The following is a 21,813-nucleotide window of genomic DNA, read 5'->3' as shown; positions in this document are numbered from 1 at the left end:
TGCAGTGCCTATGCTTTATGCTAGGCACTGCCCTTACTATGCATCTGAAGTATTCCCACATATAAAGTTAGTGTGTGATGTTTAATTGATTAATGCTATAAAATAAATTTTTACTAAGTTCTGTATTAATTGCATGTAGCCTACGTTCATTTTGCCACGGGCAAACCTCCTTAGTCGTGCGTCTCGTCATCATCCGATTCGGGATGAAGATTTAAGATAGTGTCCCACTGCATGGCCGTCTCCTTTACTGCTTATGTCAGTAGCGTAACCCTTAGGTGCGACGTTCCATGTCGCAGGAGAAACGAATGCCTTTTGTTAGCCAGTGACAACTCAAGCGTTGTGGGAAGGGTTCGTTGTGAGAACTATTGGTCTGAAACGGCAAATAGGCGGCTGTAGCGCTCAATGCGGCGTTCAATCGCGCGTGTTAGTACCTCACGGTGGGTGTCGAGTAGCGTGAACGTATGCTTAGCCCGCGTCACGGCGGTATAAATCAATTCTCGGGTGAGTATCGGCGAGAGTGAATCCGGCATCACCAGCGCGGTATGGCTAAACTCCGAGCCCTGCGACTTGTGAACAGTCATGGCGTAAACCGTTTCAATGCGCTGCAAGCGGCTAGGCAGCACCCAGCGAATACCGCCTTGGCCATCGGGGAACGCCACACGCAGCGTTAACCCGTTCTCTTCTTTGGGTACAGTTTTGGTGCTGGTTTTAAAGTGACGCGGTGCGTTCAGGGTAATGCCGATATCCCCATTCATTAGCTTTAAGCCGTAGTCGTTACCGGTGACTAATACTGGGCGGCCTTCATACCAGTGGCTTTCAGCCGCTGAGGCATCAATCCATCCTCCACGTATCAGTGCCTGCTCAATACGCTCATTGAGCGTTTCCACACCCCACGGCCCTTGGCGCAGCGGTGTTAATAACTGAAACGTGCTGTGTGCTTTGAGAATAATGGCCGCCCAGTCGTCCCACGTGGCTTTGTCGTCGTCGAGGCCAGGGCGGGTGTCTGTTTGCTGAATACAGTGCAAGTAGTGGCTAAGACCACGTGCGTGAGGGTTATTTTTTCGTCCTGCGACCGCTGTTGTCGTTAGCTTGTGGTAGGGCGCGGTTGCTGAAAGCGATAGGTGGGCAAGGTCTTGATAGCGGGCGTCTGCCAGTACGGCGTTCGCCTGTTTGGCATTGCCTGCGTTGATGGCGTCGGCGAGGTGCCCGATGCCACTTTGGCTATCAAAGCGAAAGCTGTGGCGCAGCTTGGCGACCGCCTGATCCAGCGCTTGGCCAGAAGGGTTGGCCAGGGAAGTGTCGAGCGTGTAACCCGTGGTGGCGGTGATCCATTGAGCGGTAGGGTCGTTGTAATGCCCCTCATCAGCGCGTTGGCACAAACTGCCTAATACGGCTCCGGCTTCGACTGAAGCCAGCTGATCTTTATCGCCAATTAACACCAGTCGAGCGTGGGAGGGCAGCGCATCCAATAGCGCTGCCATCATTTCGATATCCACCATAGAAGCTTCGTCCACCACCACCATGTCATAAGGCAGCGGGCGGTGAGCATGATAGGCATAGTGGCGCGTATCTGGGCGGGCACCTAGTAAGCGGTGCAGTGTTTTGACCTCCGTGGGCACGGACTGCTGTGTGCCGTAAGGGAGCTCAATATCGTTCAGCGCAGCCACCTGTTGGGCAATCGATTCGTTGAGCCGAGCGGCTGCCTTACCCGTCGGTGCCGCCAGCGCAATTGTCAGCGCAGGCTGGTTAGCGAGACGCGTTAGCCCTTGCAGAAGCGCCAGCAGACGAATGACCGTGGTGGTTTTTCCTGTGCCAGGGCCTCCGGTAATCACCGCAAAGGGGGCGCGCGCGCCAATCGCACACGCCATTTTTTGCCACCGTACATCGTCCGCATGAGGTGCATCAGGCGGAAACAGACGGTTCAGCAGGTCGGCGGCTTGATCGCTGGGCCAGTCGGTCACGTGTTCAAGGCGCGCGTTCACTGCCGCGGTGATGCGCTGCTCGTGCTGCCAATAGCGGCGCAGATAGAGCGTGGAGCCGACTAGTACAAGAGGCTCATTGCCGTTAGTGCCGGTGCCCACCGCCGACCAAGCCCGTAATGCCTCTTCCCAGCCGGTATCTGCATAACGGGCAATGAGGGTGTCGGGTGTGGGCAGCTCGGGCATGGCCTCCTGAGCTTGTACAGCGATCAGCGAGCGGGGCTGTGTGGTCAATGTTGTCAGATCAAGTAAGAGATGCCCTTGCCCGGCTAAATGGCTGACCATCGCCGCCGCTAGCAAGCAGGGGCCATCGGCCTCTGGTGCAAGCCGTGCTAGCTGGTCAGCGAACGCTGCGTCCAGGTCACGAATCCACCCCGCGCGCGCCCATTCGAAAAGCGTGGTCAGTAAGGTCTCGTTATCCGATAAGTGCAGGGTATTCATACCGTCACCTCCTTGTGATTTTCTCCAGCCATCAGGTCATCCAAGCGCTCGATAAACGCAAGGGGTGGCTTAACACGCAGAACGCCCCGGCTATGAGCTTGTATGCCCCGCAGAAAGACCAGCATGGCACCGCCAATATGGTGGTCATAGTCGTAGTCGGGCAGGGTTTGGCGCAGATGGCGATGCAGTGCCAGCAAGTAAATACACAGCTGCATGTCGTAGCGCTTATCCAATGTTGCCCGAGTAAGTGCATCCTCGGTGTAAGCCGCATCAGAAGGCCCCAGCCAGTTCGACTTCCAATCAATCACGTAATACTGGCCGTTGTGTTCTGCGAGTAGGTCGATAAAACCTTTCATCAAACCGTTGAGCTGTTGAAAACCCAGTGCTGGACGTGACTCTCCGGGAAATAGCGTCTCCTTCACCAGCTTATCGAGTACCGGGGTCTTGGCATTTACTGTGGCAAACCAAAAATCAGGTTCAGCGCGGTGATGGGTGAGCGATGCCAACACCGGGCCTTCCTCGTCTTCTGCTGCTAGTGGGGTATGTAACCAAGCCGTGATACCGGCTTTTAGTGCAGGCACATGCGCTTCCCAGCCTCGTTGAGCGCAGCGCTGAAGCATACGCTGAGTAAGCTCTGGGTCACGACTAGCGTTATCAAAACCTTCGTTCGCCAGTGTTTCTAATACGCCATGCAAAAAGGTGCCGGGGTTGGGGCCTTTAGGAAACGCATGAAGCGAGCCCACTTCAGGCGTGCCTTGGATAAGGGCGGTGCGTATCGGCTGGTGCTCTTCGGTTTCAATTTCTGCCTGAGGCGTTTCAGGGGCATTCACACCTTTTTGCTGCAGAGCCGAGTAGCTGGCAATCCACCATGGGGTGAACGCTTGGTGGCTCGGTGTTCGTGCGGTCTTTAACTCAGGGTTGGTCGCCTGTACTTGGTAGCTAACCTCCTCGCTCGTGGCGGGATGGGAGGTAATATGAGCGCAGGCTTCTGAGTGTACCTGCCACGCGCTTTTAATCGACCCCAGGTCGGGTAATACCTTCCCACCACCTAACAGATAACCAATACCGGATTTATCGATTTGAGCTCTTTTGCTGCGACCATGCTTCAGGGCGGCTAACCCGATAAACGTCGCGTGGCGCGCGCGGGTAAGCGCGACATACAGCAGGCGCATATCTTCAGAAAGCCGCTCATCATTAGCCGCTTCAAAGCCCTCTTTCGCCTCATCTTTACTATTGGCTAACTCTAAAAACGCGTTGCCGCTTTCATCGTGGAAAAGAGGCGTGCCCCATTTCCCGCTAATTTCTTTAAACGTCGCGATAAAGGGCAGAGCGACAATCGGGTACTCCAGCCCTTTGGATTTGAAAATGGTCACCACCTGGATCAGGTCGGCATCGCTTTCTAGGCGCAGGATTTGCTCATCGCGTTTTGGGTCTTGGATATGTTCACCGAGAACGCGAATCAGCGCCTGGTCACCGTCTAAGGTGTCACTCGCCTGTTGGGCCCATTCGGCAAGGTGCAGCAAGTTAGTTAAGCAGCGCTCCCCTTGGGGTTTAGCGAGCAGCTGTTCCGGCACACGATAATCGTGCATCAGCTGACGTAAGGCAGGCAGTACGCCCTGGCGATGCCAGCGTGCGCGATACTCAGCAAAACGTTCTTGCGTTGCTTCCCAAGCGAGCTCGTTATGGTTCAGTTCATCCAGTTGAGCAAGGCTCATCCCCAGCGTGGGGGTGGCAAGTGCTGCACGTAGTGTCGAGACCGCTTCAGGATGAGCAATGGCCTTAAGCCAGCGCCAGCCATCTTTCGCTTCTGGGGTAGCAAATACGCTGTCGCGGTCAGATAGATACACGCTGGCTAACTGACGTTCGCTCAATGCCGAACGGATAGCGGCCGCCTCTGTGCGGTCGCGCACCAAAATAGCAATGTCGCTCGCCTGAAGTGGTCGAAACACTTGGCCGGTAGTGTTTTCAAAACCTGAGGCGTTTGAGGCAGCGTCGTTAAGCCAGCTGGCGATTTGATTGGCGCAGTGGCGAGCGGCCTGCGCAAGGTAGCGCTTCTTATTCACCGGTTCGTCATCTTCACCCACCCACCACGCTGTTAGCGCCGCTGCCGGCTTGCTATTCAGCACGAGCGCTTCTTTTCGGCCATTCGCGCCTGCCGGTGTAAACGGCATGGGGTTTTCTTGGGTTGTTTCGTTGGCAAACCTGAAGGCTTTTCGAGTAAACGCATTTTCGGCATGCCGAAAAAGTTGATTTACCGAGGCCACTACGTTCGCGCTTGAACGGAAGTTCGTTGCCAGGGTGTGATGACGTGGAGATGTGGCAGCACGCGCCTTTAAGTACGTATAGATATCGCCACCGCGAAAGCCGTAAATGGCTTGTTTGGGATCGCCAATCAGGATCAGTGCCGACGAAGGGTAGTTCTCTTGCACCTGATAGATTGCATCAAAAATACGGTATTGCGCAGGGTCGGTATCTTGGAACTCATCGATCATCGCCACGGGAAACTGCGTGCGTAGCCTGTGTGCGAGTGCATCGCCGCCTTTGCCGCTAAGAGCATCAGCAAGGCCCTGGATCATACCGTCAAACCCCATCTCAGCACGTTGTGAGAGCTGTTGGTTTACTCGGTTGGAGACCCACTCGCGTGCGTCGGCCAGTACCAGCGGCTTCAGTTCTTTGGCTTGAGTGTGAAGACTGGTAGATAGCTCATGCCATGCCTCTAACGCATCATGAACCTCAAAGGTGGGTAGCGTGGTGCCTTTATTCACTAACAGCTGGCTGGTGGCGAGTTTAGGGACAAACTTACACCCGGTTAGGCAACGCTTTTCCTGCCCCCAAGCGTCCAGCTCTTCTAACCAGTTAGCAAACGTTGCATCGTCATTCTTACCCGTAAACCTTTTACCATTGAGTTTGGGACGAAGGGGGTGCAGTGCTTGGTGTATCGCTTCTGCGTCCTGGCAATAGGCATGCCGTGCCTTATCTTCGGCCTCATTGAGCGCTTCACGAGCGGTAAGCAGCCCCCGTAGCTGTGCCTCCAGGTCTTTTTTGGGTAAGGGCGCGCCTGCAAAGCAGAGTTGAACATCATGACGCTGCAATAACGTGCGTAAGGCACCATGTAGCGCTATTGGCGATTCGAATAACTCCATCATCACTCCGGCCACAGGAGCATCCATGGGGTAAATGCGTGTCCGCCAATAATCAAATACAGCTTCCTGTGTTAAGGAGGTGAGGTCTTTCACTATCTCCTGGTGAAACAGTTTCCCGCTATCGAAAGCATGCTCCTTGAGCATCCGCTGTGCCCAGCTGTGGATGGTAGAAATAGCGGCGTCATCCATCCACTCGGCGGCCACTTCTAACCTGCGGGCGCAGAGCGGCCAATGATCGTGAGGATAATCGTCGCGCAGCTGCGCCAGCAGGGGATCGCTTTGATGCAAGCCATCGTCACCCTCTGTTGCTCTAAACGCCTCTGCGGCTTGCACCAAGCGAGCACGGATGCGGTCTTTCAGCTCTTGGCTAGCGGCCTCTGTAAAGGTGACGACCAAGATGTCCGGCGGCACCAGCGGCATCATAAAGCCATTAGTGGACGAATGGCTGTCATCCTCGGGCTGTCCGTGGCCGAGCACCAAGCGCACGTACAAGAGCGCAATCGTAAAGGTCTTGCCTGTTCCAGCACTAGCTTCAATAAGCTGGCTGCCGCGTAGGGGAAGACCCAGGGCTAATGGGGTAGAAGGCGACTCAGTGGAAGGTAGCGTGGTCATTAGCGTGCCTCCTGTTCAGTATCTGGCTGCTCAGCGGTTGGATGCTCAGTGGCTGTTAGCTCGGCTACCCAGTCGTAGAGGTCACGGTAAACATCCTGGCAAGTAGTCAAAAACTGCTCGTTTGATAAAAAATCTTCTAGGGTAGGTAACTCACGCACTGTCATAGGACTTCGCTGCAGCAGCTTGTCGAACGTCTTTTCCCATTCCTCCACTAGCTTTTCGTTTTGGCATAACGCCTCTATATCGAGTGGGTCAACGCCATCAGGTGCGTATTCAAATAGCGTAAAGGCCAGTGAAGAGTGCGTGGGAAATGGCGCCTGCATGGCGCTAAACCATTGACGAATTAGCCTATCCAACCACTCTGCTGCCTTGGTGTTGGGAAAGCCGGGTATGGCTAAGGTACCGCTGGGTGAGACCAGGTGCGTAGTTGATTCTGGGTGGGTGAGCTGTAGCGCTAGATGTGCTGGCCAGTGGCGCATGATCTGGCTCCAATGCCAGCTGTTACCTTGGTGCAGATGGCTGGAAAGTAATACGATCCGTGCTGTTTCCGTGTCGCTACAGAACACATTATCCAGCGTATCGTTCAGGGTGATATGCACTGGCTGAGTGTGGTTAAAAGGCGCTAGCGTGTCAGGTGTGATCTCTACAGCGTGAGACACCGAGACCACCGGGTGAGCAGCGTCAGGATAGCGACGCAGCAGTGTCTGGTAGGCGGAGAGGGTGTCAGGCAAATGCTCTAACAATGCGTGTTGCACAATGGGGCCTACCGGTGAAGGCGGGTAGTGGCCTGCGCGCTGGCGTGTGTCGACTGTTTCTTGAAAAAGAAGATCAATGTCGGCGTTTCGATCGCTGGTGAGGCGCTGGCCTAGATACTGCAATATGGCGTCGCGCTGTTGCCACTTTTCAAGAGAATCAAAGTCAAACGGTTCGTCGTCTTCACTCGTTGTGTGATCGTCACGCATGGACGTTGCTAGCCGCTGCTGAAACAGTGCGTTCACAGGGTCGCGCATGAAGCTGGCCAGGGCACTCAGCGGCAACGTGCTTTCTGGTTGCCATAGCGGTAGCGAGGCAGAGGCTTGCAACAATGTGCTCCCAGCAGTTGTTGAGCGGACGCCTTGCCACTCGCGGGCATACGTAAACAGTGGCGAGGTTTTATCAAAATACGCATGACCAAAGGGCTGAAGGGGATGCTCTACGGTTAAGGTGGCCAGCAGGCTACGCCGCTGTTTTTCGCGCTCATTGGCGGATAAACGCGCTGGCGTCTCCTGTGCTGCTAACCGCCAACCAGCGGCAATATGATCACGCAGTTGCCCCACTAGTACGCTAGGCGGCTGTTCTTGGTTGTCTTGTGCGCTAAAACCACACCAACTAATCACTAGACGCTCGCGTGCTGACAACAAAGCTTCGAGGAACAAATATCGATCGTCCTCACGTCGTGAGCGGTCACCCGGACGGTAGTGTCCGCGAATGGCCATTAGGTCAAAGTCGGGTGCTTGGCTTTTACGAGGGTAGGCGCCTTCCTGCATACCCAACATATACACGTGGCGGAAGGGGATCGCGCGCATTGGCATAAGTGTCGCAAAGGTGATGCGCCCCACGATAAAGTTCTGTGCCAGCTGAGGTTCATCGATACGCGACAGCCAGCTCTCGCGTACCACGGCCAAGTTAATAGGCAAGTCCATTTGAGCGTCGTGGATCTCTTGCTGCCACGCGTCTAACGTGGTTTGCACGTGCCCTAACAGCTGTTCTTCGCGTGGAGAAGTAGGCGCCAAGAAGGTAACGATCAGTTGGCTCAATACTGTTGACCAGTCGTCCGCTGACTGTGAGGTATCCAAGCGCTCTCGATAGTCCTCAAGGGCGGAAATGAGCCGGTAAAGCGAGCCGGCAATGCGTGCATCCAGGCCGGCCACTTCATCAAACGGCACAATGCCTTCCCAGTCATCGCCGGCCTCAGCAGGGGCACCAATGGCATACCCCATGAGCATGCGCTCAAGGCCAAAGCGCCACGTATGTAACTCATCGTGCTCGGGCAGATCGAGTGAAGCGCGTTGCTGAGCATTGAGTCCCCAGCGGATATTGGTGTCACGAACCCAGCGCTGAAGGATGGGTAGGTCGCTCTCTTCAAGCCCAAAGGCATGCCGTAATGGTGGGATATCAAGGAGCTCCAACACTTCGCTGGTGCGAAAGCGCCGCTGTGGTAGCGTTAATAACGTTTCGAGCGCGACTAAGAGAGGCTCGCGGTGGCGGCGCTGTTGGTCGGCAAGATGATAGGGCAGGTAGCGGCGTTCATGGGGCGAAAACTGGCCGAATACGGCTTCAATGTAAGGGGCATAGTCGTTGATGTTCGGCAACATGACGATAATATCGCGTGGCTGTAGCGTGGCATCCTCTCCAAAGGCCGCTAACAGCTGGTCGTGGAGAACTTCCAGCTCGCGCTGCGGCCCATGGCAGACCGTAAAGGTGATTGAGCGATCCGTGGCGCTCAACGCTGGCCAGCGGCTCTGGCTTTCAGCCACCGGCCGTAAATCTAAAAGGTCATCCTGTAACTGGCCCAATAAATAACGCGTATCCGGTGCGACAAAGCAGTCAACGGGCTGTTGGAGCGCCGTAAAGGCGTCTTGATACTGTTCCGTCGCGTCGTATTCGCTGAGCAGGTGTAGATAATCACGTCCCTGCTTTCCCCAGGCGGCCAGCAGCGGATGCGCATGTAGATGCAACGCTTCCGGTGTCGCATGTAAATCGGCAGGCATGCCTTGTTTACGACGTTGTCGATGATGGCGCCGCAGTGCATCTCGCGTCTCAATAATATCGCCCCAATAGTGCTGGCAAGGATTGAGCAAACATAAAATCACTTCTGATAGCGGCGAAAGCGCGGCAAGCACTTCTATCATCTGAAGGGGCAGGGATGAAATGCCAAACACCACGATTCTGGGGGAGAGGCCTTCTGGTCGTTGATAGAGTTCGTTAGCCGCCGTTTTAAAGCGCTGATGTATCGCGCCGCGGTGACTATGGCGAGCCTCTTCTCCCAAGCGCTCAGCAATCGTGTCACCCAGTAAGCGCCATAGCGTGGGTTGCCATAAGTGCTCATCGTCTAACGGCTGTTGGCGTGCTGCGCTATCTAAAAACCCCTGCGTGAGAATGTCATTGCCTCGCTCCCACGTCGTTAGCCAGTCTGCGCGATAGACCTGATACTGATCGAACAGATCGGCAATGCGTTCGGCTAACTGATACCGCTTGCGTGTATCCGGATCCTCCTCAAGATAGCGAGCCAGTGGCTCAAAGCGGGGATCCCTTAACACGTCGGGCAATAGAGTGAGGATCTGCCAACGTAGCTGACCCTTATCAAAGGGCGAGCTTTTGGGCACGCTGTTGTCACCCGCAACGGCGTCAATCACTTGGCGGTAAGCCTGCCACTGGAAGCGCGCTGGTAGCATGACATCTGCGCCAAGGCTGATGCCTCTGCCTGCTCCACCTTGCGTCTCGGCCATAGAAATCTTCAGCCATTGGGCAATGCCGTTGCTTTGTACTAGAAACGTGGTTTTCTCCAGCGGATGCAGCGGGCGGTGGGCTAGCCACGCCATCGTGACATCACGCAGGTCTTCCATGCGGTTGCCCTGCAGGACAATAAGGCCTTGGGTCCGTTTTTCATGGGCATTAGGGGCAGAGTAGGCAACCATAAGAACTTCCTTGTTAAGAAAGATTTAAACGCCAGTGTAGCGCCAAACTAAGTGTAATGAGAATATCAGTATGTCTGATTAATGCGACACGGAGCGTCGCACCTGTGCCGTATGCTGCTTCTTATGCAACGAGGAGGAGTGGGCATGGATACATTATTGCTGGACGATAATGGTGGCGGTGCTTTGGTAGGTGAATGTGGTAACGCGCATCAAGGTACTTGGCTAGTTGTTAAAGAGATGCATCTGCGTGCCTTGGATATCCACGATGATCCGGTGCTGGAAGTGTTGGACTTTCGCGACTGTGGCGCGCAAACACACCTGCACTTACAGCTAGACCGACTGCCTAACTTGCGCATGATCTATTTGCCTGAGCTCTCCCAGGGTGCCGTTATCCATCTGTTCTGTATGGATGTTCCACGCTCGTTATTAATTGACGGAAACGTCACTGAGTTAGATGCAGATTGGCAAGCCGGGACGCTACGTTTGGTGTCTCACAAGGCGGCCTACGAGAACGTGCGTCTTATGGGCCATGATGCTCAGAGTGACGATCTATACCCTTCGACAGGGAAGAAGGGTGGGGACGGTGAATTAACGGCTAATCCCAATCAGTTGTCTGTTGTGCTCAACCCAGGTCTTTTGCCTGCAAGCTTACGGCTCTCAGGCGAGGGCACATGGATGTTGCCCGATGCGTCTCATATCGAACAGTGCGTCATTGATGGCCCCGCTAAGGTGAGTATAGAGAAAGCATCCGTTCTTAAAACGCTGACTATTCAATCTAACGGTTCCTATGAGGTGGCAGGGATCAAAGCCTTAGCGACCGTAAAAGGAGCGCATAATCAATTACGTGAGACGCCGGACGCTCGGCCTCCCTCATCCTTACGCCATGCAGCCCGCAAACACCTCACGTTACGAGGGCCCGTAAAAGCACTAACCTTCGCCGACGCCTGGGATCATGTGCAACTGCATACGCCACACTTAACAACCCTCACGCTCAGCTGGGCTAAACATGTCGCGTTACATCATTGCCGCGCCTTAACCACCGTATCGCTGCCCGATAGCGTGCCCATAGACTGTTACGGCAGTGTTCCCCATTCACTGCTGAGCCAGGCACGCTTTTTTATCGATGAGTCGACGCTGGCGCAGTGCTTGACTCGAATAGAGGCGGGGGAGCATGGATTACTAGAAGGTGTATTAAACGTGCTTGCGCAGCGCCACACTCCTCATGGCGTGTTTTACACATTAAGTACGCTGTTACGTTTGTCCAAACAAGGCATAGCGCTCAACGCGCTCTGGCAGTGCCGACGCTCTTTAAGTGGCTGGCAGCGCTTGAGTGGACGCAAGCGCAAACGCCTATCGTTAACTCACCAAGACTACCAACGTGCTGATAAGCGTTGGGCCTGGCAGCTGCCTGTGGATCGTGTTGAAGAAGGCTTTAGTGCGGATTTACACCTTTGGGCGTTGTGTATGCCTCACAGTCCTGATGCTCGGGCGTATCGCAAAACCCTATTAAAAGAAGCACAAAAACGTGACTGTTTAGTTCACCTCTTGCGTGTGGCAACCGTGGAGCAAGGCTTACCTGCCTTAGGGGAGTTAGCGACGGACGTACTCGTCGCGCTGTATGGCCAGGGGGAGTGGCCACGATTGTCACTACCGAATGGCCAGGCAGGCGTTGCACGCTATTTGCCACGGTTGCTACGTGCGCGAGACGTAACGCCATTGCAAACGACGGCCCTATTAAATGCTATCGCTAATCTTGCTCCTTGGACATCACTACCGGCGCTGTTAGCCCATCAGCTCGCCTACAAATCAGGTCCTACTCGGGCGCTGCTGATGACGTTATCTCGTCAGCCCGATGAATGGTTTCGGTGGCGTATGCCGGGGTTTCCAAGCAGTCAGACCATTACGGCGGCTAAACAACAGCTGCTGCAGCTAGCGCTAGTGCCTGCCTCTGGCGCGCACACGTTAGTAAAGCAAATAGAGCAATCGGCTGTTATTCCTGAGCCTGCCTGGATGGTAGATGATGGGTTTTTGACTGACTGTTAAACCTTGATTGTATTCAGCTCAGCTTTCTCATTGCGTAGGTGTATCCCGCAATAGAAGTTAACCACGGTGGCCTGAACTCTACTTTTGAAACTCTCTAAAAATGGGGGGATTACCGCACCACCGGCGACTCCTACAACAATGCGCTGGCCGAGACCATAATCGGCTTATTCAAAACGGAGGTTATTCACCATCGTAGTTCATGTAAAGGGCTAGATGCCGTTGAGTATGCCACGCTGGGATGGGTTGACTGGTTTAACAATCGCTGTTTGCTTGAACCCACCGGAAATCTTCCACCAGCAGAACGAGAAAGAACGTATTGTCGTCAACTGGAGGAGTCGGGTGAAACTGCCTGACTCAAATAAACCGGTCTCCGGATTGACCGGGGCGGTTCAATCTGGTTAATCGTATGGCCTTTGTGGCTAAGCAAGATGGCGTGAGCCCTGCGATGTGGCTCTCTTTTTGCACCGTGCTGGTAGGTGTCATTTACGATAAGTTATTGGTCAGGTGTCAAAGAAATGAAGTGCAAGCGACAAGGCATGATGTATCTACCTTGTTATAATCTTCGCCTTTAGACTCTATAACGTATGCGGATTTACTTAGAAAGTTGCTTAACAGCTAAAGAGTAATTGTCGCTGTTTTCTATTTTAGAGAATCTATGTTTCTGTGCAAAGCTGTGGATTTCAGGTGTGGTAGCTTGCTCAATTCCTATCACTTCATATTGATTTTTTTGCGCAAAATCGATAATAAATTGAAGGAAGTTGCTTCCATTTCCTTTGCGTTTTTTAATAAATTCAATCCGACTGATGACTATTGCCTTGCCACCCCAATACACATTTCCCATCTCAAATACACGTATGTAAAGATCAAATTTATGGCGTCTTGCTGTAATGTTAACGCCTGAAGAAGGTGATGCGCATAATTTTTTATAGCCAAATCTCTCCATCAGATAGATGTTTAAAGAGTTGCAGAACTGATGTTTTTCGTTGGCTTCACTAACAAGCATGAGACTTCTCTCTCAGAAGATTTTATGAAATATTATTAATCTTTAGCTTACATCATATAATCTACCTTATATCCTTACTGTTAGAGGTTGCAATCCATGGTTTTTTTATCTGAACTTAATGAATAGGAGTTGTTTGTCCTGGATTCATAGAATAAACGCAACACTTTGGGCCACCCGGTAGAAGCAGGAGGGCCAGCGCCGGTACCCTCCCTGCTTTACTGATCAAAGTGAAACAGAGCATGGGATACCGACAGCTGACCCAGACCCAACGATACCAGGCCATGGCCTGGGCATGAGCCAGCAGCTGATCGCCAGAGAGCTTGGCATCCATAGCAGCACCGTCAGCCATGAGCTGCGCCGCAACGCCTACTCCAGCGGTTACGATCCCGAGCAGGCGCAGTCCCTCAGCAATCATCAGCGCCGCAGTGCCTGGAAGCGAACGAAGCGCTTGCCCAGCCTGATCACCACCGTCGCCGGCCGGCTGCGTGACGAGTGGAGCCCGGAGCAGATTAGCGGTTTCATGACGCCCTTGGCCGGCGTAGGCGTCAGTCACCAGTGGATCTACGCCTTGATCTGGGATGACAAGGCGCATGGTGGCGATCTCTGGCGGCATCTCCGTCAACCCAAACGGCGCAGCAAGCATCGCGCCCAGGCCAAGAGCGCAGGACTCGGCAAGATCCCCAATCGCGTGGGCATCGAGCACAGCCCATCGGAGATCGATGACCGCCTCACCATCGGACACTGGGAGGGCGACACTGTGATCCAGGGGCATAAGCAATCGGGACTGGTCACGTTGGTTGAGCGTCGGAGTGGCTACCTACTGGCGGCACGGGTGCCCAAGGCCTCAGCGGAGTTTACGCGGGCAGCTATGATCCGGTTGATGAAGCCGCGTCGCGGTGCCGTACAGACGATCACGCTGGACAATGGCTCGGAGTTCGCCAACCACACGGCCGTGATCAAGGCGGTGACCGCAGCGATCTACTTTTGCGATCCTTACTGCTCCGGCCAGCGTGGTAGCAACGAGAACACCAACGGCCTAATACGGCAGTATTTTCCCAAGGGAACCGACTTCCGACAGGTCACCGATACTGAGTTGCGCAAGGTGGTGAAAAAGCTGAATGACCGCCCTAGAAAGCGCCTTGGCTATCGAACACCGGCACAGGTGTTCCTGGGAGAATACTCAGGAACCCTGGGTTCCGCAGGTGCTGCGCTTATTGCTTGAATTCAGGACCTAAAGGCAGCGTGGTTGACTGATTGTGATAGATAAATGCGACATTAAGTGTCGCTTAGTTGGTTGAGGTTAGTACTAAGTGCTTAGTTAACTATTTGTTATGCTGCCTATCGCCTCATTCACCATAAGTGATAACCTCATTTTTATTAATACTCTTTTGCTAGTTGGCATGATGAGTACAGTGCGACACGGAATGTCGGAGCTATGACTTACTCTTCTTACAGCTTCTCCCGTTGTGACTGGCTATAGCAAAGAAGTAGGGGGAAAGCTCTCTTTCCCCAGAGCTCGTGGGGCGATCCTCGACTGTCGATGAATTGAACGCTGCGAAGCTGCCAGCCACTATTTATCCTAAATATACATAGATTGGAATCTTAATAATGAGTTTACGTCACGCAAGCCGAGCCATTCTGGTGCTTGAATCTCCCTGGGAAATGGATGACCGGGATGCCAATCGCAGCAGTGTGATTCCCTTTGTCGAGGGGGTAGCAAAACTGACCGGTGATACGGATGTTCACTATGCAAATTTTTATGATGAACACAGCTTTGATAAGGCACTGGAATGCCTATGCAAGGGTGAACTTGACAGTCGGATTGTATATATCGCAGCACATGGCCTTGGGAAAGACATTGCCGGCGTCCCGATGCACAAGTTGCTATATAGCGTGGCGCGTCAATCCAAACGCTACCGCATTGATGGTGTACTGATTGGAAGCTGCTTTGTGGGCAAAAACTCCATCACGATGAGGAGCTACATAGAGGAGTCTCGCTTGCGCTGGTGTGTGGGTTATACCGCAGCCACTAACTGGCTGGATAGCACTCTGGTGGACTGCAAGCTGCTGGCGGAGTTGTCTGAACTGGAGGACGATGATTTCTTCGAACGTGATGCGGCAGTTGACGCAATGGTGAATGCGTTAAGCCTGTTTGATACAGATGCAGTGATTGGCTGTGACAAGGACGACAATGCAGTAGTGCTGAGAGATGCCATGAGCTTCGTACTTCAGCTTCGTGGCCAGGGGCAGCGTGCCCACAACATTACCGATGCTGTGTGGGAACAGATAGATGAATGAAAGGTAAGTACCCATAACTGCAAATTAAGGCATGTGATGGGGGCAGTTGCCGAATTTAGAACACTCATCTGCGGTATCCATCTCAAAAGGTTAGGCGGCCTTGGCAACTGGTTAAGAAGCAAAGGAATTTGGTGTAACGCTGAATGCGTGGCCATGGTGGCCTCGATTTAGGATGGCATTAGAGAACCGTCTTTAAAAAACATAAGGGAACGGTAATGAATTTGATTAAGTCTATCGCAGCGCTCGCTCTTTTGACGATTATGACAGGCTGTGCATCAGTCAATATGCCAACTCAGCAAGAGTAAACCGAAGCAAAAGAGTTTAACCAACCGTCTAGTGGTAAAGCGGGTATCTTCGTATTCCGCAAGGACTGACCCTGAAAAAGGATATCTGGATCAATGGCGAGTGCATTGGCGAGAGTGCCCGTGGGGTGTTCTTATATCACCAAGTAGATGGTGGCCAGGAGCATGAGGTTGCAACCGAGTCCGAGGTTTCTCCCAACACCCTGAAGCTGTTCACAGAGGCAGGTAACAACTACTTCGTTGAGCAGTATATCCGTTTGGGAGCCTTCGTTGCTGGCGCGAACTTAAGGCACCATGACGAAGCCAGCGGCATGCGTGAAGTCAGCGAGCTGAGCATGGCAGCAAGTGGTAATTGTAGCAGCGAACTTTAAGGTTGGGGGGGGGGGGCACCACCTTAGTGCGGTGCCCCTGCCAGCGGAGCACTCCATGAAAGAAGACAAGCGATATCAGCACCTCCCAGGCCGCAAGGAGTTGTCAAGCAGGTCGAGTTTGGGCGAGTTGTGCTTTGTTCTGCTCCAGGACATGCCGGTTCTCGGTTCCGACCTGCTGTTCGCCTTGATTGTGTTTGCCTTTTTCTCATCATGCTTGAGAACGAAGCCAACACCTACCACGAGCAAACCGGCTGTATCGTCTAAACCCCCAGCAAGGGCCTCGTCGACATTGACCTGCCCAGGAGCCAAACCCGCTGAATTAAAATCAGGACCTCTTTCTAAGCAATACAAGTGGGTTGTTGTACGACATGGGCAGTTTTGGCAGAGCTCAACCTAGTGGGGGAGTGGTATTAATAGCCAAAAGGCTTGCAAAAGTAAAAAATTTAGAGCTCCACGACCTCGCTAAGTGTTGTAAAGCGGTTTGGCCATAAGTACCTAGGTTCGCTATTTGAGCGTGAATGAAAGTAACAATTACAGGAGTTGAAAATGTTTTTAAACCGACTGACTTTAACCGAAAAAGAAGCATTCCTTCAGATTGCACATCATGTCGCACATATCGATGATGATTTTAGTAAGGAGGAAAGGATTATCATCGATAAGTATTGCATGGAGATGCAGGTCGACGATGTAGTCTACGATCCAAAACAGTTTGATTTAGCGGCGGTACTTGAGGTATTTCAGGAAGATAGCCACAAAAAAATTGCATTGCTAGAGCTGATGGCACTTGTATTTTCAGACGGTCATATGCATCGGGCTGAAGAGGGTACGCTTGAAGAAATAGTGGAACGCTTTGGCCTGAACCCTAATCTAGCGGTTGTCTATAAGGAATGGGCCAAGAGTATTTTGTCTCTTTTCGTTCAGGGTGAGGCCCTGATACACCTATGAGCTTCCCCTGCACCCGGTGTGGCCTATGCTGTCAGAATATCCACAAAGTGGAGATGTTGCGTAGTTACAATCGCGGTGATGGGGTTTGCATTTATTATCGGTCAGATATCGGCTGCACTATTTATGATCAGAGGCCGCTGGCCTGTCGAATCGATGATGGATATCAGGTGTTTGCTAGTGATCTGATGTCTCTTGAAGAGTATTACCTTGGCAACGCACTAGTGTGTAATCAATTACAAGAGGCGGCAGGTTTGCCGTTGGATTGGAGAGTGGATCTATGACGTTAGACCAGAATGTGAGCTTAGATGAAAGGTTAAGTCAGTTGGAAGCACTACTCCCCAGCTCACGAGCCAATCTGCGTCGACTATCAGTATTACTTGGTAGTAGTGAGCAGCCGAAAGTTGCGGTATTTGGCAAATATAACCATGGCAAAAGTACCTTGCTGAACGCGTTGATTGGTCAGGAAATATTCAAGGTAGCGGATAAGCGAGAAACATTGTCGGTCAGCGAGTTTATTCATGATGATGTCACATGGATAGATACACCTGGACTGGATGCGGATGTGAGTGGTGAAGATGACCGGCGGGCAATGAAAGCCGCTTTAGAAAGTGCCGATATTTTGTGCCTAATACACAACGTTAAGGCCGGTGAACTGGACAGAAGCGAGATGCAGTTATACCAGCAGTTAATGCGCCAGGACAGCAACTATCGTAGCAAGCTGGTATTGGTACTGACACAGATCGACCAGGTAACTTCAGTAGAGCTGGAACAGGTAGTAAGTGAAATTCGATCTCAACTGCCAGATTTGCAGATATCCAAGGTATCTGCACTCCGTTATACCCGAGGTATTCACGAAGATAAAAATGGGTTCATTAAGGCCAGTGGCATACTTGAGTTCTTAGCTTATCTGAACACATTGAAAGTCGACGTGGTTAAACTACGCCATAAAGAGGCTCGGCGTCTGATACGAAAAGCCCGGGTTGAGCTGACAGAATTGATTAATGACCGTAAAAACTCACTCAGCAGTGCCACGAGCAACATGGAAAAATATAAAAAAGGGTTTTGGCTCGACGTGGAAAACGCTCGAAATAAAATAGTCGAGCGCGCTGTGAAGCTGGATTTGATGTAAAGGAGACAGAAGATGGCAATACCTTGGTTAATTGGTGGTGCAATCGTGGCAGCTGCCGCCGCGATAACCGCAGCGATGGCAGATGATAGCTCTTCAGTAAGTTCGGACGGCGCCATACGTGACGAAGAACGTAAATTAAAAAAAGAGCACAAGCGTAAGGAAACCTTGGCCAGAAAGGAGGAGTTGCAGTCTTATGCCGATCGCGTAACCAAAAACCTAGCCAAAAAATACGGGGTACCCGACGAGGAACCACTACGTAACGAGTTAGCGACACTACTCAGTGTTTCCTCCTTAGCTCAGGCAAATGCAGCAATGCGGGGTGACTCTACCTTACTGCAGTCAACGTTGAGGTTTAAGGAGCAGCAGCAGTCGGTTACTAGCCTGCAAAAGGAACTGCAAAATCTTGAGGGCGCTATGTCGCAACTGGAGACGCTGAATGACGAGTTCAAATAGCCGCCTGATCCAGGAGGTTGAAAATTTCGCCCAATCTTTTGAGCAGATTAATGCTGGCGAAGAAGCTTTAATGGAAATCCGAGACCATTTCATTCAAAAGGTTACAAGAATTTCTCCCGTGCGGAGTGAGCTGCAGAAAAGCAATCCGCTTATGGAAGCCGCCAAGGCAGTTGAGCGTCAGCTAGCTGGCGTTATTAGCAAGTGGGCGGAGGATTGGGATGCTGGCAAAACCACTCGTGAACTATCACAACATTTCTACGACAAGGTTATCTTGCTGGTATTTGGCAAGGTCAATGCCGGCAAGAGTTCTCTCTGCAATTATGTAGCGTCTTTGTTTACTGCAGACAAGGTAAAGTTCTTTTACCTGGAGGAGGGTGAACTCTGCTATACCCAGGAACCCTTCCTGGAAGGTATTACTGAGACCACAGCAAGAATTCAAGGCGTCGAGCTGGATGGCAAATTGGTATTGTTGGATTCGCCTGGGCTGCATTCTGTGACAGATGAAAATGGAGAACTCACTCGTCGTTTTACCGACAGCGCCGATGCAGTTCTTTGGCTAACTCCCTCTACATCACCAGGGCAGGTACAGGAACTGGATGACCTGAAAATTGAGATGGAAAGTGGCAAGCCACTTTTGCCGGTCATTACTCGGAGCGATGTCAGAGAAGAAGACTGTGATGATGAAGGTAACCTGTTCAGCATACTGATAAATAAGAGTCCCGAAAATCGCAAAGAGCAGGAAGAGGATGTTTATCGCCGATCCATGGAAAAGCTCGGTAGTCAAACTGAGGTTCGGCACCCCTTGTCGGTTTCTGTGCATGCCTACAAAGAGTCACAGGATTCCAAGCACGACTGGCAGGCTAGCGGCCTTGCTGAGCTGGATAGTCGAATGGCTGGCCTAGTCAACGTCGCAAGTGACTATAAACCGCGTAAAGCGCGTCAGCAGATCATCAATTATTTGGATCGATCCGTTCGTTCTTCTATCCAGATTGAACTGTTACCCAAGATTGACGAACTGGATAAATTGATCTCCAACGAGACTCTCTCCTTAACCCAACGCCGCCAGGAGACACTGACTAAGTTGCAGCAGGAGCTGGCTGAACGAGTGACGGACTGGGCTGAGGAGTTAAAGGCAAACAAAGACCGGTCCCAGTTAGCCAGTCGCATCAATACGTTGGTGACTGAGCGCTTGTTTGCGGTAATGCGTCATTCAGTAGAGAGCTTTGTCGGAAATGTGAATACGATCCTGGTGGAGATTGACGTGGAAGACATCGGTGACTTTACAGATGTAGAGATTCAATACTCCAAGGAGACCGGCCGAGCTATGCAAGCCGCAGCTTCTGCAGGAGGGGCGATAGCAGGGGCCGCCGCTGGAAGTTTTCTCGGTCCCGTTGGCACTATTGTAGGTGGCATTGTGGGCAGTCTTGCTGGCGGCGCGGGTGGGGAGTACTTGGTTGAAACAGAAATTGTGAAAGAGCAGGTAGGAGTCGACGCCACCAAAGCGGTTGAGGATACCTTGAAAAAGCTCGATCAGAAGTTGCCCAGTATCATTGATCGGGCATTTGAGCCTTGGACACAAACATTGATGGAGATGAAAACTAACTCGGGTCGAATAAGAAATGAAGTCAAAGCATTTGATAACAAGCTAAGTAAAGTCAAAGGTGAGATAGATAATGAACATAAGTGCCATTGATAAAATTGAGCAGAATATGAATGAGTTGTTCGAAACTGCAGAACGCTATTTAGGTGCCGAGCGGACGATGGCGCTTAAGGCGGAATACAAAGCCAAAAAAGAAGAATCACTATTGCAGGTGATGCTTTTTGGGAGCTATAACGCTGGTAAAAGCAGCCTGATTAATGCACTAGTGATGGAGGAAGTGGCGGCGATTGGCGATATTCCCAAAACGGCCACTGCGGATCGTTACCACTGGAATGGATGCTATCTGTTAGACACCCCTGGCGTTAACGCGCCTATTGAGCATGAAGCTTTGACTGATGCTCAGATTGATCGCTCAGAGCTGATTCTTTTCGTAATTCGCCAGGGTGATCAGGACGTAAAGGATGTATATGAACGAATGTACAGTATGTTGGCTCGCGACAAGCAAATATTCATTGTTTATAACCACGAGTTAGCCCCAGAAGCGTTGCCTGAAGCATTGGCTCGCTTGACAGATATCATGGCTCAATATGCAGCCTCTCGCCAAATAGATCTGCAGCGCGTGGGTGAAATCCCCGTCCTTCCGGTCAATATCAAAACTGCTATGAAGGCGCGCCTAAAAGGTTCGGAATTATTGGCTGAACATTCAGGCATTGTTCATTTTGAAACTGTTTTCTTGTCCTGGTTACGCCGTTTTGATAATGATTACCATTATTTGGATCGTTTACGTAAACATATCCATCAATGCCTTGTGACGCCTTCGCTCAAGGCTATTGCTGATGAAGCAAATGGTGATGAAACAGCCGAGTTAAAGAACCTACAATACCAACGAGACGAAGTCATTCGTCAATACGCGCTGCTCGATTCTCAGGTAGCCAATCATGTCCGTGCGGAAATTGTTCGGTCGAAACCAGAAATTGCCTCCATAATGAATCGCTCAACAACTCAAGTGGAGCTTGAGAGTGAGATCTTACAGCTGGCGGACAAAGTTGTTAGCTCCACTTCTGATTTCTTACAGCAACGCTGTGAAAGCGTTACCAATGAGTTGAACGCGACTGTAGATATTTCAGTTGAGACACCAAGTGATGAAGGTCGCTCACATATTAGAGAATCCATCGAACAGACCCTAGTTACTGGTGCTAAAAATATTGACAGCAATACCCTGAAAGAAGGCTTTTTGTTACTTCGTAAGCTGAAAATTCCTGGCATAAAGGGTCGCTGGGAAAAGACCCTTGGCCAGTGGGCTAATAAAGCTAATTGGGCAGTCACTGCACTTGTGTCTGCCTATGAGATCTATTCAGCCTCTGCTGAACAAGATAAAAAGAACCAAGAGCAGCAACGCCAAACCCTTACTCTACATCAATTAATCGAGGGCATCGCTAGCGACATCGGTTCCGCAATCTTGGATGAATCAAGAAAATTGATTTCTTCATCGAAAGAGCAATCTCTTACTGATCTTGATGCCAGAATCAAAAATATTACAGAAAGTAGTGAGCAGCATATTAGAGACAGGGAATATGTAAAAAGCTTGGCAAGCGGTTTGGATGCTGTACAAGTCTAGTAATTTGTCTAATTGTGGCTTCCGATCATGCTGAATTAGCTATATTTGTAAACTATATTATCCATAATTGGTCAACAACAATCGGGCTAAATATCGCACACGAGCGGCTACCGTGGAGGCTGAATTGAAGCGTATTGAGGCTGATGTTATCGACCAGTCAGAACGGTTGAAGCTAACATTCGTTAGATGTCCACCAGCA

General features: G+C 51.6%; 13 protein-coding genes and 1 pseudogene. 10 read left to right on the top strand and 4 right to left on the bottom strand.

Annotated elements, in window-relative coordinates; all coding sequences use genetic code 11:
* Positions 1-362: 362 nt before the first annotated feature.
* Genes recD through recC form a run of 3 tightly spaced genes read right to left on the bottom strand, consistent with a single transcriptional unit; the run spans position 363 to position 9,852 of the window.
* On the bottom strand, positions 363-2,420 hold the full coding sequence (gene recD, locus LG301_RS10240) for an exodeoxyribonuclease V subunit alpha (protein WP_404471058.1): 2,058 nt from the start codon (positions 2,418-2,420) through the stop codon (positions 363-365).
* Positions 2,417-6,175, bottom strand: coding sequence for an exodeoxyribonuclease V subunit beta (recB, locus tag LG301_RS10235; protein WP_404471056.1), 3,759 nt, complete (start codon positions 6,173-6,175; stop codon positions 2,417-2,419). The genes recD and recB overlap by 4 nt, the downstream gene beginning before the upstream one ends.
* Complete coding sequence (recC, locus tag LG301_RS10230; RefSeq protein ID WP_404471055.1) at positions 6,175-9,852, bottom strand: exodeoxyribonuclease V subunit gamma; 3,678 nt, start codon at positions 9,850-9,852, stop codon at positions 6,175-6,177. The genes recB and recC overlap by 1 nt, the downstream gene beginning before the upstream one ends.
* 144 nt (positions 9,853-9,996) lie before the next feature.
* Here recC and LG301_RS10225 point away from each other — a divergent pair, with 144 nt between their 5' ends.
* Together LG301_RS10225 and LG301_RS10220 are read left to right on the top strand one after the other, a co-directional pair.
* The gene (locus tag LG301_RS10225) at positions 9,997-11,895 is read left to right on the top strand and encodes a hypothetical protein (RefSeq protein WP_404471054.1); all 1,899 of its coding nucleotides are present in this window, start codon (positions 9,997-9,999) and stop codon (positions 11,893-11,895) included.
* Positions 11,896-12,011: 116 nt separating this feature from the next.
* A pseudogene (locus tag LG301_RS10220) lies at positions 12,012-12,248 on the top strand (IS3 family transposase); the annotation flags it as partial.
* A gap of 239 nt (positions 12,249-12,487) precedes the next feature.
* On the opposite strand, the gene LG301_RS10215 reads toward LG301_RS10220, so the two are convergent.
* Positions 12,488-12,898, bottom strand: a complete 411-nt coding sequence (locus LG301_RS10215) for a hypothetical protein (RefSeq protein ID WP_404471053.1) — start codon at positions 12,896-12,898, stop codon at positions 12,488-12,490.
* Positions 12,899-13,190: 292 nt separating this feature from the next.
* Between LG301_RS10215 and LG301_RS10210 the strand changes: the two genes are divergently transcribed.
* From LG301_RS10210 to LG301_RS10175, 8 genes are all read left to right on the top strand, one after another.
* Positions 13,191-14,120, top strand: a complete 930-nt coding sequence (locus LG301_RS10210; protein ID WP_404471052.1) for an IS30 family transposase — start codon at positions 13,191-13,193, stop codon at positions 14,118-14,120.
* Positions 14,121-14,506: 386 nt separating this feature from the next.
* Positions 14,507-15,196 (top strand): hypothetical protein, encoded by a 690-nt coding sequence (locus LG301_RS10205; RefSeq protein ID WP_404471051.1) that lies wholly within the window; start codon positions 14,507-14,509, stop codon positions 15,194-15,196.
* Positions 15,197-15,554: 358 nt separating this feature from the next.
* Entirely contained in the window at positions 15,555-15,869 is a 315-nt protein-coding gene (locus LG301_RS10200; RefSeq protein WP_404475233.1) for a DUF2846 domain-containing protein, read from the top strand.
* Positions 15,870-16,415: 546 nt separating this feature from the next.
* Positions 16,416-16,814: a hypothetical protein gene (locus tag LG301_RS10195; protein ID WP_404471050.1), complete on the top strand. Its 399-nt coding sequence runs from the start codon at positions 16,416-16,418 to the stop codon at positions 16,812-16,814.
* 277 nt (positions 16,815-17,091) lie between these two features.
* The gene (locus tag LG301_RS10190; protein ID WP_404471049.1) at positions 17,092-17,943 is read left to right on the top strand and encodes a GTPase; all 852 of its coding nucleotides are present in this window, start codon (positions 17,092-17,094) and stop codon (positions 17,941-17,943) included.
* A 12-nt stretch (positions 17,944-17,955) separates the two neighbouring features.
* Complete coding sequence (locus LG301_RS10185; RefSeq protein ID WP_404471048.1) at positions 17,956-18,396, top strand: hypothetical protein; 441 nt, start codon at positions 17,956-17,958, stop codon at positions 18,394-18,396.
* Complete coding sequence (locus LG301_RS10180; RefSeq protein WP_404471047.1) at positions 18,380-20,089, top strand: GTPase; 1,710 nt, start codon at positions 18,380-18,382, stop codon at positions 20,087-20,089. Before LG301_RS10185 ends, LG301_RS10180 begins: the two co-directional genes overlap by 17 nt.
* On the top strand, positions 20,070-21,614 hold the full coding sequence (locus tag LG301_RS10175; protein WP_404471046.1) for a GTPase: 1,545 nt from the start codon (positions 20,070-20,072) through the stop codon (positions 21,612-21,614). The genes LG301_RS10180 and LG301_RS10175 overlap by 20 nt, the downstream gene beginning before the upstream one ends.
* The last annotated feature ends 199 nt before the right edge of the window (positions 21,615-21,813 follow it).

Source organism: Vreelandella venusta (assembly GCF_044809155.1).
In the GTDB taxonomy this organism is placed as follows: domain Bacteria; phylum Pseudomonadota; class Gammaproteobacteria; order Pseudomonadales; family Halomonadaceae; genus Vreelandella; species Vreelandella venusta_B.
The sequence above is the reverse complement of the archived record's forward strand: the minus strand, read 5'-3'. Positions and strand labels throughout refer to the sequence as shown.